The 14,617-nt window shown below is 68.0% G+C and carries 15 protein-coding genes; 7 read left to right on the top strand and 8 right to left on the bottom strand.

Annotated elements, in window-relative coordinates:
* Positions 1-133: 133 nt before the first annotated feature.
* On the bottom strand, positions 134-394 hold the full coding sequence (locus LCM15_RS05295) for a DUF2312 domain-containing protein (RefSeq protein ID WP_224853910.1): 261 nt from the start codon (positions 392-394) through the stop codon (positions 134-136).
* Positions 395-520: 126 nt separating this feature from the next.
* Here LCM15_RS05295 and LCM15_RS05300 point away from each other — a divergent pair, with 126 nt between their 5' ends.
* Positions 521-736, top strand: a complete 216-nt coding sequence (locus tag LCM15_RS05300; protein WP_224853913.1) for a hypothetical protein — start codon at positions 521-523, stop codon at positions 734-736.
* A 24-nt stretch (positions 737-760) separates the two neighbouring features.
* On the opposite strand, the gene LCM15_RS05305 is transcribed toward LCM15_RS05300, so the two are convergent.
* Both LCM15_RS05305 and LCM15_RS05310 read right to left on the bottom strand, forming a co-directional pair.
* Positions 761-2,761 (bottom strand): enoyl-CoA hydratase-related protein, encoded by a 2,001-nt coding sequence (locus tag LCM15_RS05305; protein ID WP_224853916.1) that lies wholly within the window; start codon positions 2,759-2,761, stop codon positions 761-763.
* Positions 2,762-2,880: 119 nt separating this feature from the next.
* A complete protein-coding gene (locus tag LCM15_RS05310) occupies positions 2,881-3,105 on the bottom strand; it encodes a hypothetical protein (RefSeq protein ID WP_224853920.1) in 225 nt (74 codons plus the stop codon).
* Positions 3,106-3,583: 478 nt separating this feature from the next.
* Here LCM15_RS05310 and LCM15_RS05315 point away from each other — a divergent pair, with 478 nt between their 5' ends.
* The 4 genes from LCM15_RS05315 (at position 3,584) to LCM15_RS05330 (ending at position 5,844) form a co-directional block, all read left to right on the top strand.
* Entirely contained in the window at positions 3,584-4,447 is an 864-nt protein-coding gene (locus LCM15_RS05315; RefSeq protein WP_224854586.1) for an MBL fold metallo-hydrolase, read from the top strand.
* A gap of 91 nt (positions 4,448-4,538) precedes the next feature.
* The gene (locus tag LCM15_RS05320; protein WP_224853922.1) at positions 4,539-4,964 is read left to right on the top strand and encodes a YeeE/YedE family protein; all 426 of its coding nucleotides are present in this window, start codon (positions 4,539-4,541) and stop codon (positions 4,962-4,964) included.
* A gap of 4 nt (positions 4,965-4,968) precedes the next feature.
* On the top strand, positions 4,969-5,403 hold the full coding sequence (locus LCM15_RS05325; RefSeq protein ID WP_412103278.1) for a DUF6691 family protein: 435 nt from the start codon (positions 4,969-4,971) through the stop codon (positions 5,401-5,403).
* Positions 5,404-5,412: 9 nt separating this feature from the next.
* A complete protein-coding gene (locus tag LCM15_RS05330) occupies positions 5,413-5,844 on the top strand; it encodes a TIGR01244 family sulfur transferase (protein WP_224853926.1) in 432 nt (143 codons plus the stop codon).
* An 8-nt stretch (positions 5,845-5,852) separates the two neighbouring features.
* Here LCM15_RS05330 and LCM15_RS05335 read toward each other — a convergent pair whose 3' ends face one another.
* From LCM15_RS05335 to LCM15_RS05355, 5 genes are all read right to left on the bottom strand, one after another.
* Complete coding sequence (locus tag LCM15_RS05335) at positions 5,853-7,040, bottom strand: flagellar motor switch protein FliM (protein ID WP_224853929.1); 1,188 nt, start codon at positions 7,038-7,040, stop codon at positions 5,853-5,855.
* Positions 7,041-7,134: 94 nt separating this feature from the next.
* Complete coding sequence (locus LCM15_RS05340) at positions 7,135-9,816, bottom strand: ATP-binding protein (RefSeq protein ID WP_412103276.1); 2,682 nt, start codon at positions 9,814-9,816, stop codon at positions 7,135-7,137.
* Complete coding sequence (locus LCM15_RS05345; RefSeq protein WP_224853932.1) at positions 9,813-10,118, bottom strand: hypothetical protein; 306 nt, start codon at positions 10,116-10,118, stop codon at positions 9,813-9,815. The genes LCM15_RS05340 and LCM15_RS05345 overlap by 4 nt, the downstream gene beginning before the upstream one ends.
* Entirely contained in the window at positions 10,115-10,489 is a 375-nt protein-coding gene (locus tag LCM15_RS05350) for a response regulator transcription factor (RefSeq protein ID WP_224853935.1), read from the bottom strand. Before LCM15_RS05350 ends, LCM15_RS05345 begins: the two co-directional genes overlap by 4 nt.
* A gap of 102 nt (positions 10,490-10,591) precedes the next feature.
* The gene (locus LCM15_RS05355) at positions 10,592-11,902 is read right to left on the bottom strand and encodes a helix-turn-helix domain-containing protein (RefSeq protein WP_224853937.1); all 1,311 of its coding nucleotides are present in this window, start codon (positions 11,900-11,902) and stop codon (positions 10,592-10,594) included.
* A gap of 222 nt (positions 11,903-12,124) precedes the next feature.
* On the opposite strand from LCM15_RS05355, the gene LCM15_RS05360 reads away from it, so the two are divergent.
* A complete protein-coding gene (locus LCM15_RS05360; RefSeq protein ID WP_224853938.1) occupies positions 12,125-13,471 on the top strand; it encodes a substrate-binding protein in 1,347 nt (448 codons plus the stop codon).
* A 111-nt stretch (positions 13,472-13,582) separates the two neighbouring features.
* Positions 13,583-14,614 (top strand): branched-chain amino acid ABC transporter permease, encoded by a 1,032-nt coding sequence (locus tag LCM15_RS05365; RefSeq protein WP_224853941.1) that lies wholly within the window; start codon positions 13,583-13,585, stop codon positions 14,612-14,614.
* Positions 14,615-14,617: the final 3 nt, after the last annotated feature.

Below are 14,617 nucleotides of genomic sequence, written 5' to 3' on the forward strand. Positions count from 1 at the left end.
CCCCGGGATATTTTCGGCCAGAAGAAGCTGGGGGTCGCGCGAGGGCTTGTGCGCTGGCGCTGGCTGGGCCCGGCGTACGCGGGCCGTGGGCGCAGGGGCGTTGGATCGCCCCCGCTGCTTTCAGGCCGGCGCCTCACTCCATGCCGAGCGCGGCCTTGTACATCTCGAGCACCGCCTCTTCCTCGGCGATGTCGTCCTTGTCGCGCTTGCGCAGCGCGATCACCTTGCGCAGCACCTTGACGTCGTAGCCGCGGCCCTTGGCCTCGGCCATGACCTCTTTCTGCTGGTCGGCGACTTCCTTCTTTTCCGCCTCGAGGCGCTCAATGCGCTCTATGAAGCTGCGCAGCTCGCCTGCCGCGATGCCGTAGCTGTTGCTCGAACCTTCGTCTTGCATCGGTTGTGTCTCCTGCCGGTATGGCGCCCTGACTACTCCAGCCCGCACGCGGCCATCAAGGGGTTGCGGCATCACCGGCGATGGATTACCGCAGGCCGGGTTTTCCGGGAGTGAAGGACGATCGCGATGGAATGGCTGATCTGGCTGGGTGCGCTGATCTCGGTGCTTGGGCTTCTGGGCCTGCTGTTCTGCATCGCGCGGGTCTGGGGCGCGCGCCGCAAGGGGCTCGACGACGAGGCGCTGCGCGCGGTGGTGCGCAAGGTCGTGCCGCTGAACATGGGCGCGCTGCTGTTTTCGGTGCTGGGGCTGATGATGGTCATCATGGGCATCTTCCTCGGCTAACCCCGCGCCCCGGCGCGGGCCGCGTCAGCGGTTCATCGCCTCGAAGCTGCGGCCGTTCTTGATCAGCGCGCCGAAGACCGGCTGCGGCGTCCAGAACGCCTTGTCGGGGTGGTCGAGCCCCTCCATCGCGCGACACACCGAGAGCAGTCCATAGACCCCCACCAGATGCATCGGACCGCCGCGCCAGCGCGGCAGCTCGAGCCCCAGCGTCGCCACCACGTCGATGTCGGAGGGCCGGAGCACCATGCCCGAGGCCAGCATCCGGGCGCCTTCGTTCGCCATGGCGCCAAAGACCAGCCGGCGGATCTGGTCAGGCGACAGCGGCCGCGCCGCGGGACGCTCGGCCTCGAGCAGCGCGGTCAGCCCCGGATCCTCGGAGGGCACCGGCGGCGTGCCTTCCCAGAGGTAGAAGCCAGCGCCACCGGCGCGGCCGCGGCGGTCGTGGCCGACCATCACGTCGCACCAGTTGCGGGCGCCCTCGGCGCGGGGGCGCGCGGCGAGATCCGGCAGACCGCGCCTGTCGGAGGCGAGGAACGGCGGGCGATGCCAGCCCCACTCGCGCAAGGCGCGGTCGATGTCGTAGGGGTGCTGGCCGAGATCGACGAGCGCGTCGGCTGCGCGCTGGCACGCCGCCATCAGCCGTCCGGCGACGGTCTCGCCCGGCGCGTGCACCCGCACCGGGATCTTGTCGAGCGCGCGGGCGAGCGCACGGGCCGCCACGATCTGCTCGGGGCTGGCGCTCGGTCCCACGATCACCTCGATCAGCCGCGCGGCGTGGATCGGCGGTGCAAAGCGCAGGCCGACCTGGCGCACCATGCCCGACACGGCGCTGAGCCGCGGAATGCCGTCGGGGGCCGGAACGTCCCCCTGCCCGCGCGCGGCGTGCACGATCACCTCGACGCCGCCGGTCATCGCCGCGCTGTCGCCGATGCGCAGGTCGGCCAGCCGGTCGAGCGCGTCATCCTCGGACATCGCGCCGCGCCGGACGAAGCCGTCGAACAGCCTGCGCAGGCGCGGCACGCCCTCGCGCAGGGCCGCGGGGTCGCGGGTGCCCCAGTTCACCGCGAGGCCGCACAAAAGCGCCGCGAACACCAGTTGCACCGCCAGCGGGCCGCCGCCCAGCACCGCGATGCGCGTGAGCTCCGGCAGCGGCGCGTCCGCGGGCAAGTCCAGCCGCCGGGCCCGGTGCTCGGCCACGAAGGCGGCGCGCAGGGCACGCGACTGCGCGGACACGCGGCAGGTCTGGGCCGCGTCGGCCTCGAAGGCGAGCCCGGCCTCGAAAGGCAGCAAATTGGCGGCCTCGACCGCCGCCACGATCTCGCGCGGGGCCAGCTCCGGCGCCTTGGCCAGCGCTTCGCGGCGCTGCGTCACCGCGTGGCCGTAGGCCTTGGGATCGGCAAAGCCGAGGCGGATCCCGGAGGTCGGACGCACCGCCCCTCCGTCCTCGAGCAGCGCCGCGACGAATTGCGCAGCGCCCGCGCGCGCATCCTCGGCGACCACCAGATCGGCCAGCGCCTCGGCCGGCGGGGCGTCCATGCTGAAGAGCCTGCCGCTGAGCATAAGATCGAGGGCCGCGCCTGCCCCCACAAGCCGCGGCAGGCGCTGGGTTGCGCCGGCAGAGGGCATCAGGCCCAGCCTGACTTCGGGAAAGCCGATGCGGGTGTCGGCATCGGCGACGCGGTAATGCGCCGCCAGAGCCAGCTCCACCCCCGCGCCGAGCACGGTGCCATGCAGCGCCGCCACCACCGGCAGCGGGCTGGCCTCGACCCGCGCGCAAAGCGCGGCCATGGTGGGGGCGTCGGCGCCCCCGTCCGACTCGGACAGATCGGCGCCGGTGGCAAAGCCCGGCCCCTCGCCAGAGAGAAGGATCGCGACGGCGCTCTCCTCGGAGCAGGCCCGGTCGAACGCCGCCAGAAGCGCTGCGCGGACATCGCGCACGAGCGCGTTGACCGGCGGGTTGCGGATGCCGATCCGAACGACTCCGTGGTCTACCGAATACCCGACCGTATCCCGCGCCTCTGACATCTGCCCGTCCTTGCCTGCCGGCCGGTTGGCCGGCGCCTGCACCTGCCGCGCTTATCTGCGCGATCGCGGTATATTAGACGGGAAACACCGGCGCGAGGCAAGGTTGGAAACCGGGGCGTTCAGATCGGCATGTTGTCGAACTGGTCCTCGACCTCGCCATCGCCATCGGGTCGGACCAGAGGCAACGCACAGTCCGGCACCTTGCCGCCGCGCGCCTCAAGCTCTTCGACGTGGCGCTCGAGATCCTCGAGCAGGTCCTGCTGCGCCGCGGCATCGGCAGAGGCCTCTGCCTCGCGGGTGGCGGCGGCAAGTTCGACAATCCGGTTCTTCAGCGCGTTGATCATGGTGTCTTTCCTCCTCACAGCGGCCGGGAGAGACCGGCCTGATGGCTCGCCCGACCCGCGCAGCCCGGAAAGAGCGCCGCGTCCGGAAGAAGATCGCACCGCCCTGGAGTGGACGGCTCACCTCAGTTCACACAACCCCGGCACTCGCCCTCTTCCACGTCCCGCAGCGTCATGCGCCTTCGCGGCCCCGGCCCATGCCTTGCGCCTCTCTTGCGGTCACGGCCGCCCGATCGCCTGCGCGTGGCAGTTTGAGAGCGATCCCTTCGTCCTCCAACCGCGCAAGGCGCTCTGCATGCCCCATGCATACCATGATTCTGCAGGTTTCGAGCGACCGGATAACGGTGGCGCGGGCCACGTCCGGATATCTTGATGAAACGATCTGCAGCGGCGCACCTTGATGCAGGTCAATCGCGAGAGAATCCTTGTAAACATATTCACTTTTATATATATGATCGATCAAACAGAGGAGCATCGCATGATCTCACCAGACGTCACCGCATTCTTCGATGAAGCCACCAACACGATTTCCTACGTCGTGCGCGATCCCTCCGGGTCGTCCTGCGCCGTGGTCGATTCCGTGCTCGATTTCGATTACCCCTCGGGCCGCACCGACACCCGCTCGGCGGATGCGATCATCGCCTTCGTCAAGGAGCACGCCCTCAAGGTCGAGTGGCTGCTCGAGAGCCACGTGCATGCCGACCACCTCTCGGCGGCGCCCTACATCCAGCAGGAACTGGGCGGCAAGATCGGCATCGGTGAGCGCATCACCGTGGTGCAGGACACCTTCGGCAAGGTGTTCAACGAGGGCACCGAGTTCCAGCGCGACGGCTCGCAGTTCGACCGCCTCTTCGAGGAGGGCGACAGCTTTTATATCGGCCAGCTGCGCGGCGACGTGCTGCACACGCCCGGCCATACGCCGGCCTGCCTGACCTACGTGATCGGCGATGTGGCCTTCGTCGGCGACACGCTGTTCATGCCCGATTTCGGCACGGCGCGCTGCGACTTCCCCGGCGGCTCGTCCGAGGTGCTCTACAGCTCGATCCAGAAGATCCTCGCCCTGCCCGACGACACCCGGATCTTCGTGGGCCACGACTACAAGGCGCCGGGCCGCGACGACTACGCGTGGGAGACCACCGTGGGCGAGCAGAAGGCGCTCAACATCCACGTGGGCGAAGGCAAGTCGGCCGAAGAGTTCGTCAAGATGCGCGACAGCCGCGATGCGACGCTGGCGATGCCCAAGCTCATCATCCCGTCGCTTCAGGTCAACATGCGCGGAGGCCAGATGCCGCCCGCCGACGAGAAGGGCGACATCTACCTGAAGGTCCCGATCAACAAGCTCTGATCCGCCCCGCGGATCACAGCCCCCCTCCTGCAAACCGGAGCGCTTGCGCTACCGGCCGCACTCTCAATGCGAGACGAAGGACATCCGCGACATGGAACAGGACTGGATACTCGGCCTGATCGGAGGCTTGCTGATCGGCTCCGGCGGGGCGGTTTATCTCCTCTTCAACGGGCGCATCATGGGCGCCTCGGGCATTGTCGGCTCGCTGGTCGACCGGACGGCCGGCAGCCTGACAGCCGAACGGCTGGTGTTCCTTGCCGGCGTGGTGCTGCTGCCGGTGCTGCTGATGCCGGCCTTCGGCCCCGTCGATACCCACATCACCGACAACACCGCGGTGCTGGTCGCCGCCGGCCTGCTGGTGGGGCTGGGCACCCGGCTCGCCAATGGCTGCACCTCGGGCCATGGCGTGTGCGGCATGTCACGCCTCTCGCTGCGCGGCATCGTGGCGACCGTCTGCTATATCCTTGCCGGCGGCGTCGGCGTTGTCCTGTTCCGTCATATCCTGGGTGTGATCTGAGATGATGCGACTTGTCTCCTCCTTCATCGCCGGCGGCCTGTTCGGCGCCGGCCTGTACCTCTCGGGCATGACCGACACCGCAAAGGTGCAGGGCTGGCTGGACGTGTTCGGGAACTGGGACCCGACGCTTGCCTTCGTGATGGGCGGCGCGATGATCCCCATGGCGATCGCGTGGCGGGTGGCGCGCGGGCGCAAGAGTTCGGTGCTGGGCGTGCCGCTGCCCCCGCCCCCCTCGCGGGAGATCGATCGCAAGCTGATCCTCGGATCTGGCCTGTTCGGCGTCGGCTGGGGTCTGGCCGGCCTGTGCCCGGGGCCTTCGATCGCCTCGCTGAGCTACGGCGGTCCCGAATTATATGTGTTCGTGGCCGCCATGCTCACCGGGATGGTTGTGGCGCCTTTCGTAAGATCACGTCTGGACAAAGCCGTTCCTGCCGAGTGATATCGCGACATGGCTATGATCGAACTCACCCCCGGCTACTCCGTCTCTCCGCAGATCGCGCTCGAGGACGTGCAGGCCGCCGCCGATGCGGGCATCACGCTCGTGATCTGCAACCGCCCCGACGCGGAGGTTCCCCCGGAGCTGTCGCACCGGGCCATGGAAGAGGCCGCACGCGCCGCCGGTGTGGCATTCGTCTATATCCCGGTCACCAACGAAAGCCTGACGCTCGAGCAGGTGACGCAGCAGGCCGACCTGCTGGCCAAGGCCGAGGGCCCGGTGCTGGCCTATTGCCGCTCGGGCACCCGCTGCTCGATCGTCTGGGCGATGGGCAAGGCCGGCGAGATGCCGGTGGACGAGATCCTCGCCACCACCGCCAAGGCCGGCTACCAGCTCGAGGGCATCCGCCCGACGCTCGAGTCGCTGGCGGCGCAGAAGGGCTGAGCCCCGGCTCAGTCTTCATCAAGCTCGAACGGAGCGGCGGCGAAGTCGAACGCCGCCCCCTCGTCCCCCTCCGCATCGTCGGTGGCAAACTCCCCGCTGAAATCCGTGCCGAAATCCCCACCGAACGCTTCGGTGTCGGTCTCGGTGTCGCCCGTGTCAAAGCTGCCTGCGTCGAACTCCATCGGCGGCAGCTCGGGCAGATCCTCGGCGAGGTCCGGCCCGCGCTCGGGCACCGGGGCCGCGGCCACCTCCATCGCAGCCGGTTGCGCCCCCTCCGAAAGCAACGATGCAGCCACCCCCTCGTCGTCTTGCGCGTGCCCCCCGCTGCCCTGTGGCCAGGCGAGTCGCACCGCCCGCATCCCGTTGATCTGACCGAGCCGCCCGCCCGCGACGCCCGAGCCGTCGCCGGCCAGAAGCTCGACCCCGTCGAGCGCCTCGGGCGGCAGCGGGATCAGATCGCCGGGCTGCAGTTTCTCGGCTACCGACAGCGGCAGGACCAGCCTGTGCAGCACCGCATCCATGTGCACCGGCAGCAGCTTCATCTTCTGCTCGTGCGGCCCTTCCTGCCCCGCAGCGCCCAACTCGTCCGCCGCCGTGGCCTCGGCCCGGTCTGGAAGGAACAGCGCCAGTTCCCCGGTGCGCCGGCCAAGCGCGAGATCGAGAGACACCCGGAACGCGCGATAGCCCGACGCGTCGAGCAGCAGCCCGGCGGTGCGCGAATCCTCCACCATGGCGCCGAAGCGGAAGCCGGAAATCTGCGGTTGCAAAGGATGCTCTTCGAGATACCGCTCGAACCGCTCGAGCGCATGATCGAGCAGCGGCGCCATCATCGCCGCGTCGGTCTGGGTCAGCGGGCGCTCCTCGACCGGCATCTGGGTGACCTGAAGGATGGTCTGCACCTCGATCAGCCCGGTCATCACCGAGCGATCGATCCGGGCCACGCCGGGCACGCCGTCTGGGCCATCGAGCAGGATAAGCAGCGCGTCGCCGCCAAGCGCGGCCACGACCCCGTCCTGATCGAGCTGCGCCTGTTCGACCCCGTGGGTCACCAGCGCCAGATCCCACAGCACATCGGCGGTGCGCGACAGCGCCCGGCGCAGTGCCTTGAACGGCGACATCGACCGCGCCTCGAGGGCGCGGCGGGCCGCGCTGGCCTTCTGGGCCAGAACTTCATCCTGTCTTGCGGGATCTCCCATCGTGCGGGCAGCCTGTTCTCGGGCGGACTCAGCGATGTGTATGGAGGTATTTGGTTACCAAGGGCTTTAAAGCACTGTGAAACCGGGTCCGCCGCTACTCTACGGCCAGCGCGATGTCCGCCGGCAGAGCCACCCGGAACGCCGCCCCGTCCTGGCCTTTCAGGTAGCGGATCTCGCCGCCCAGACGGGTGACGATCTGGCGGCAGATCGCCAGCCCGAGGCCCGCCCCGCCGGCCTTCTGATCGCTGACACGGCTGAACTTCTCGAAGATCACGTCCTGCGCCTCGGGCGAGATACCGGAACCGTTGTCGACGAAGTCGACCACCAGCCGATCGCCGCGATGGACCCGGATCTCGAGCGCCGGACGCGCGGCGTCGCAGTACTTCCGGGCGTTGGAGACGAGGTTGATGAACACCTGGCTGAGCCGGTCGAGATCGGTGTTGAGCCACACCCGCTCGGCGGCGGGATCGCGGATGATGCGCAGGGGCGCCGCGTGCTCATCCGCCGCCGCGGCGGCCACCGCCCGGTCGAGCACGTCCGAGAGCAGCCCCTCGCGCAGGTTCAGGCTGACCTGCCCGTTCTCCAGAACAGACAGGTCGAGCAGATCATCGAGCAGGCGCGTCAGCCGGATCGCCTCGTCATGGATGATCGAGGAATACTTGCGCTGCTCCTCGGGCGTCAGGCCGGTGGTGTCGCGCAGGATTTCGGAGAAGGCGCGGATCGAGGTCATCGGCGTGCGCAGCTCGTGGCTGATCTGGCTGAGGAAGGCGTCCTTCTGCACCGACAGCCGGGTCAGCTTGGCGTTGGCCTCGCGCAACTGGGCGGCGGTGCGCGCCAGCTCCTGCGACTGCGCCTCGAGACGGGCGGAGTATTCCATCAGCTGCGCGGTCTCGTCGGCCACCGCCATCAGGTCCTCGACCGAGACCGACATGCCGCCGACGATCTGGCCCACCATCGCGTGCGCCGTGGCCGCGCCCACCGAACCTGCAAGCTCGCGCTCGAGCGTTTCGAGAAAGCTGGGCGTGGGCGCCGGCAAGGTCTCGGCCATGCCCTGCCGCCGCGCCTCGCGTTCGAACAGCCGCTGCGCATCGCGCGCGCCAAGGATGCGCTGCGCCATGATCATCAGGTCCTCGGCCTGCGCGACCCGGCCGGTCCAGCTGCGCGGCGCGGCGGAATGCTCGAAGACGTTGACGAACTGCGCGCCCTGCAGGCGCTCGAGCGGGCCGGGAAAGCTTGCCAGCGAGGCCAGCACGAAGCCGCCGGTGTTCAGCGCCAGCGACCAGAACACCGCGTGCAGCAGCGGGTCGATGCCCTCGATCCCGAACAGCGCGTGCGGGCGCAGCCAGCCGATGCCGAACGGCCCCGCCGCTCCCCAGGCCTCGGGCAGGAAGACGCCTGCGCCGAAGCTCGGCAGGAACAGTGTGTAGCCCCAGCAGCCGAAGCCCAGCGTCAGCCCCACCAGCGCGCCCAGCCGGGAGGCGCCGCGCCAGAAGATGCCACCCAGCATCGCCGGCAGGATCTGCGCCAGCCCGGCAAAGCTCACCAGCCCGATCGAGGCCAGCGCCGCGCCGCCGCCGGACAGGCGGTAATAGAGGTAGCCCAGCATCACCACGCCGATGATCGACAACCGCCGCGCCAGCAGCACCACGCCCCGCACGTCGCCCGAGACCTTGGCACCGCCGCGGGCGTAGCGCAGCCACAGCGGCATCACCACGTGGTTCGACACCATGGTCGACAGTGCGATGGCGGCGACGATGACCATCGAGGTGGCCGAGCTGAACCCGCCAAGGAAGGACAGCACCGCCAGCCCGTCGCGGCCCTGGCTCAGCGGCACGGTGAGCACGAAGAGGTCGGGGTTGGAGCCCTCGGGCAGCATCTCGAGCCCGGTCACCGCGATTGGCACCACGAACAGGCTCATCAGCCCGAGATAGAGCGGGAAGGCCCAGCTTGCGGTGCGCAGGTGGGTCTCGTTCTCGTTCTCGACCACCAGCACCTGGAAAATCCGCGGCAGGCAGAGAAAGGCGGTCGCCGACAGCACCGTCAGGCCGACCCAGCGCCCGCCGTCCATCTGCCACTGTCCGAGGCTGGAGGCATCGATCTTGTCCAGAACGCCCGAGACGCCCCCAGAAAGCCCCCAGACCACGAACACCCCGACCGCCAGAAGGGCGGCAAGCTTGACCACCGCCTCGACGGCGATGGCCATGACCACGCCGTTGTGGCGCTCGTTGGCGTCGAGGTTGCGGGTGCCGAAGATCACCGTGAAGAGCGCGAGGCCGGCCGCGACCCAGAGCGCGGTGTGGCCCTTCTCCTCGCCGGTCGCGATGTCGCCCACGCCGAACACTTCGAAGCTGAGGGTCACCGATTGCAGCTGCAACGCGATGTAGGGGGTGGTGCCGACGACCGCGAGGATCGTCACCCCGACCGCCAGCAGGTTGGACTTCCCATAGCGCGACGAAATCAGGTCCGCCACCGAGGTGATGCGCTGAGAGCGCCCGATGCGCACCAGCTTGCGCAGGATCAGCCACCAACCGATCAGCACCAGCGATGGCCCGAGATAGATCGTCAGGTACTCGAAACCTGAACGCACCGCCGTGCCGACCGCGCCGTAGAAGGTCCAGGCGGTGCAGTAGATCGACAGCGACAGGGTATAGACGATGGGCGAGCGCAGCCAGCGCGCCTGCCCGCGCAGGGCCGCCCGCTCGGCGGCAAAGGCGATGGCGAAGAGGAACAGCGCGTAGGCGCTGCCGACGAAGACCAGCGTGTTCAGCATGGTCACGGCGCCTCCCCGCCCCGGCCCTCCGCCTCGGCGGTGCCGTCACAGGTCTGCGCGGCCAGCTTGGCCGAGAGCACGGCCGCGCCGGCCACAAGCAGGAACCAGACGCCGAACAGGTAGAGGATCGCGCTCGACGAGCGCACCGCCGCCTCACCCTCCTCGCGCCAGAGCAGCGGGATCAGCCAGAGCAGCAGGCCGATGAAGGGCAGGACCCGGGCCGCGTCGGTCACCCGGCGCCGGCGGTAGGACTGCCGTTCGAGAAACACCGGGGGCTTGCCCCGGCGCGGCGGTCCGGTCTCGGTCATGAGGTCTCGGCCATCAGGGTGCGGACCTGCTCGAGCATCTCGGCATTGGAGAACGGCTTGGTCATGAAGGCCGACACGCCGGCGCGCTCGGCCATCTCGCGGTCGCGGGTCTGGCCGCGGGCGGTCAGCATCAGAACCGGCAGGTCGACGGTCCCTGCCTCCTCGCGCAGTTCGCGCAGGATGTCATAGCCGCTCTTGCCGGGCAGCATCACGTCGAGGATCAGCAGATCCGGCGTGCTGGCGCGCAGCTTGTCATTGGCGGTGGTGCCGTCGGAATGGGTCTCGACCGAGAGCCCCTCGCGCGACAGGATAAAGCTGATCGCCTCAATGATATTGGGCTCATCCTCGATCAGCATCACTCGTTTCGCCATGACATCCCCTTCCCGTCACCGGGCAGCCCGACCATCCCCGAGCCGAAACCGTCCTCCCCCTGTCAAAAACTTATCGCGAATGTGGCGGCAGGTGTCAAAAGATCAAAAGCTCTGCGTCAGCCCGTCGCCCAGCAAGGACGGCTCACGCCGCGCCGGACAGGCTGCGCGCGGGCAGATGCGGCAGGTGATGCCCACGTCCTCGGGCGTCTCGGACGCGCGCGGACCGGCGGGCGCGATCATCATATGCGCCTCGAAGACCGGCTCGCGATTGATCTGCGGCGGGCCGGACGGCTGGGCAAAGGCCATGGCCGTGACCGGGCTGCTCTGGCGCCCGGCGGATTGCAGCACCCGGCTCAGCACCGACATCGGCCGGCTGAGCGCGGCAAAGAGCGGCCAGAGCGGGCAATCGGCGCCGAACCGCGGGATCGGGAAATCCGGCAGCGGCTTGCGGAAGGTGAAGACGCCCGAGGCATCGCAGATCGCCAGCCCGACGCTGCCGCAGGGCGCATCCGCCGGCAGGGTGGCGAGCCGGCGCATGGCGCGCGCCGGATCGGTCCCGAAGCGCCGCGCCAGCGCCAGCGGGTCGGTGCCCGTCACCACCACCGCCTCGAGCACCTTGTCGAGCGGCATCAGCGCGGCGTCCTCGGCATAGCGCCGGAAGGCGCGGCGCAGCAACGCCCGGGCGATCGGCGAGAGCGCGCGCCCCAGCTCCTCGGCTACCGCGTCGGCCGCCCCGCCCGCATCGAGCGGCGCGATGTGGTGCTGCGCCGCCTCGAACAGCGCATCGACCTCTTCCTGCGGGGTACCGCTTTCGGCCGCGGCCTTGCCCTCGGCCTCGAGATAGGAGGCGAGACTGCGGCTGCTCTCGGCCAGCCGGGCGCTGTCTTCATAGATATTGCGGTGGAAGCGGCGCTGCCAGTCGGGGTCGATCTCGCCCGGCTCGGCGAGGATCGAGGCGGTGGAGCGGATCGACGTCACCGTCGAAAGCATCTCGTGCAGCGCGTCGGCGAGATGCGGGTCATGCGCCAGCCGGTCGGTGAGCGCCTCGACGCTGCGCTCCAGCGTGTCGATGCGCGCCCGGCTTTCGGCGAGCAGCCGCGCCCAGCCCGGGAAGCGGCCGGCAAACTCGTCGAGCCGGTCGATCTCGGGACCGGCCTCGGGCGCACGCACCGCCGCTTCGCGCAGCGCCCCGATCAAGGCGGCCTCGGCGCCTTCGGTCAGGACCGAGGGCTCCACCCCCAAAATCTCAGCCAGATCGAGCAGCAATTTTCCGCCGATTCTGCGCCTGTTGTGTTCGATCAGATTGAGATAGGAGGCCGAAATATCGGCACGCCTCGCCAACTCGGCCTGTTTCATTCCGAGAATAATTCGCCTTTCGCGAATTCTGGAGCCTGTCAGCGTATCGCGCGCCATTGGGGCTTTTCCTGTCCTTTCAACGCGTTTCTGCGCCGCAATATAAACTGATTTACAGGTATTCTTAACATATTGTTGAATCGTTGACAAAAAAATCCGTCTCACCGAGGCAGTTATTGATCGGTTTACCCAAACCGCGAAATACTGAATTTGCACTCAGGGGTGCACGCGCCGAAGGGAAGAGGAGCCCGTCTGCGCACTTTTAAAAATTGGGAGGATTTCATGTCCAAGACGACTCTGACTCGCCGCGGCGTGCTGAGAACGGGTGCCGTGGCCGGCGCCGGTGTCGCGCTGCCGACGATCTTTACCGCCTCGTCGGCCCGCGCCTTCACCAACGAGCCCACCGGCGGCTCGGTGACGCTGGGCTTCAACGTGCCGCAGACCGGCCCCTATGCCGACGAGGGCGCCGACGAGCTGCGCGCCTACGAGCTCGCGGTCGAGCATCTCAATGGCGGCGGCGACGGCGGCATGATGCAGACCTTTTCGTCCAAATCGCTCGAGGGGACGGGGATCCTCGGCAAGAAGGTCGAATACGTCACCGGCGACACCCAGACCAAATCGGATGCGGCGCGCGCCTCGGCAAAGTCGATGATCGAGAAGGACGGCGCCATCATGATCACCGGCGGCTCGTCCTCCGGTGTGGCGGTGGCCGTGCAGGGTCTCTGCCAGGAGGCCGGCGTGATCTTCATGGCCGGCCTCACCCACTCCAACGACACCACCGGCAAGGACAAGAAGGCCAACGGCTTCCGCCACTTCTTCAACGCCTACATGTCGGGCGCGGCGCTCGCGCCGGTGCTCGCCAAGGCCTATGGCGAGGATCGCAAGGCCTATCACCTCACCGCCGACTATACCTGGGGCTGGACCCAGGAGGAATCGATCAAGGCCGCCACCGAGGCGCTTGGCTGGGAGACCGTCGAGGCGGTGAAGACCCCGCTCGCGCAGACCGACTTCTCGTCCTATATTGCGCCGGTCCTGAACTCGGGCGCCGACGTTCTGGTGCTCAACCACTACGGCGGCAACATGGTGAACTCGCTCACCAACGCGGTGCAGTTCGGGCTGCGCGAGAAGCAGGCCAACGGCAAGAACTTCGAGATCGTCGTACCGCTGTTCTCGCGCCTGATGGCGCGCGGTGCCGGCGAGAACATCAAGGGCATTCTCGGCTCGACCAACTGGCACTGGTCGCTGCAGGACGAGGGCAGCCAGGCCTTCGTGAAGTCCTTCGGCACCAAGTACGGCTTCCCGCCCTCGCAGGCGGCGCATACCTGCTACGTGCAGACCCTGCTTTATGCGGATGCCGTACAGCGCGCGGGCTCGTTCGATCCCTGCGCCGTGGCCGAGGCTCTCGAGGGCTACGAGTTCGACGGCCTGGGCAACGGGCCGACCCTCTACCGCGCCGAGGACCACCAGTGCTTCAAGGACGTGCTCGTGGTGCGCGGCAAGGAGAACCCGACATCCGAGTTCGACCTGCTCGAGGTGGTCGAGGTCACCCCGCGCGGTCAGGTGGAGTATGCGCCCGATCACCCGATGTTCGCGGGTGGCGCGCTCGGCTCCTGCAACCCGGGCGCCTGATCCGAACCCCAGAATACGTCGGCTGATCGCGTTGTCAGCGGCGTATCCCCAGCGTTCCCGGCATTGCGCCGGGAGCGCACACCCATTCTTTGACCTCGAAGGCCACGGATCATGGACGCAATCATCCTTCAAATTCTGAACGGGCTCGACAAGGGATCGGCCTATGCGCTGATCGCCCTTGGTCTGACGCTCATCTTCGGCACGCTCGGGGTGGTGAACTTCGCCCACGGCGCGCTGTTCATGATCGGCGCCTTCTGCGCCGTCACCCTCAACCGGCTGCTCACCCTGTCGCACCAGGTCGTCGACGAGACCCGCACCGACTTTCTCGGCAACCCGCTCAAGGTCGACGTGCCCTACATGCAGGACATCTTCGGCGAGGCCACGGGAGCCGCGATCATCGACTGGTCGGTGCCACTGGCGATCCTGTTCTCGATCCCGATCATGATCGGCTTCGGCGTGCTGATGGAGCGCGGCCTGATCAAGCATTTCTACAAGCGCCCCCATGCCGACCAGATCCTCGTGACCTTCGGCCTGGCCATCGTGCTGCAGGAGATCATCAAGCAGATCTTCGGCGCCAACCCGATCCCGACGCCGGCGCCCGACGCGTTCCGCGGCTCGTTCGATTTCGGCACCATGCTGGGCTTCGATCCCAACGTGATCATCTACCCCTACTGGCGCCTCGTCTATTTCGGCTTCGCCGCGATCATCATCGGTGCGGTCTTCGCCTTCCTGCAGTTCACCACCTTCGGCATGGTGGTGCGCGCCGGCATGGCGGACCGCGAGACCGTGGGCCTGCTGGGCATCAACATCGACCGCCGCTTCACCATCATGTTCGGACTCGCCGCCGCCGTCGCGGGGCTGGCCGGGGTGATGTACGCGCCGATCAACTCGCCCAACTATCATATGGGCATGGATTTTTTGGTACTGAGTTTCGTGGTTGTGGTTGTCGGCGGCATGGGCTCCCTTCCGGGCGCCGTGCTCGCCGGCTTCCTTCTCGGCATTCTCGAGAGCTTCGCCTCGATGAACGAGATCAAGTCCATCCTTCCCGGCATCGACCAGATCATCATCTATCTCGTCGCCATCATCATTCTGCTGACCCGTCCGAGGGGCCTGATGGGCCGCAAGGGCGTGATGGAGGACTGACCC

Source organism: Salipiger bermudensis, assembly GCF_020171625.1.
GTDB classification, from domain to species: Bacteria; Pseudomonadota; Alphaproteobacteria; order Rhodobacterales; family Rhodobacteraceae; genus Salipiger; species Salipiger bermudensis_B.

Bases quoted from the DNA above. Each gene is read 5' to 3' on its own strand.
- LCM15_RS05295 (WP_224853910.1), bottom strand. From the start codon at position 394: ATGCAAGACGAAGGTTCGAGCAACAGCTACGGCATCGCGGCAGGCGAG.
- LCM15_RS05300 (WP_224853913.1), top strand. From the start codon at position 521: ATGGAATGGCTGATCTGGCTGGGTGCGCTGATCTCGGTGCTTGGGCTT.
- LCM15_RS05305 (WP_224853916.1), bottom strand. From the start codon at position 2,761: ATGTCAGAGGCGCGGGATACGGTCGGGTATTCGGTAGACCACGGAGTC.
- LCM15_RS05310 (WP_224853920.1), bottom strand. From the start codon at position 3,105: ATGATCAACGCGCTGAAGAACCGGATTGTCGAACTTGCCGCCGCCACC.
- LCM15_RS05320 (WP_224853922.1), top strand. From the start codon at position 4,539: ATGGAACAGGACTGGATACTCGGCCTGATCGGAGGCTTGCTGATCGGC.
- LCM15_RS05325 (WP_412103278.1), top strand. From the start codon at position 4,969: ATGCGACTTGTCTCCTCCTTCATCGCCGGCGGCCTGTTCGGCGCCGGC.
- LCM15_RS05330 (WP_224853926.1), top strand. From the start codon at position 5,413: ATGGCTATGATCGAACTCACCCCCGGCTACTCCGTCTCTCCGCAGATC.
- LCM15_RS05335 (WP_224853929.1), bottom strand. From the start codon at position 7,040: ATGGGAGATCCCGCAAGACAGGATGAAGTTCTGGCCCAGAAGGCCAGC.
- LCM15_RS05345 (WP_224853932.1), bottom strand. From the start codon at position 10,118: ATGACCGAGACCGGACCGCCGCGCCGGGGCAAGCCCCCGGTGTTTCTC.
- LCM15_RS05350 (WP_224853935.1), bottom strand. From the start codon at position 10,489: ATGGCGAAACGAGTGATGCTGATCGAGGATGAGCCCAATATCATTGAG.
- LCM15_RS05355 (WP_224853937.1), bottom strand. From the start codon at position 11,902: ATGGCGCGCGATACGCTGACAGGCTCCAGAATTCGCGAAAGGCGAATT.
- LCM15_RS05360 (WP_224853938.1), top strand. From the start codon at position 12,125: ATGTCCAAGACGACTCTGACTCGCCGCGGCGTGCTGAGAACGGGTGCC.
- LCM15_RS05365 (WP_224853941.1), top strand. From the start codon at position 13,583: ATGGACGCAATCATCCTTCAAATTCTGAACGGGCTCGACAAGGGATCG.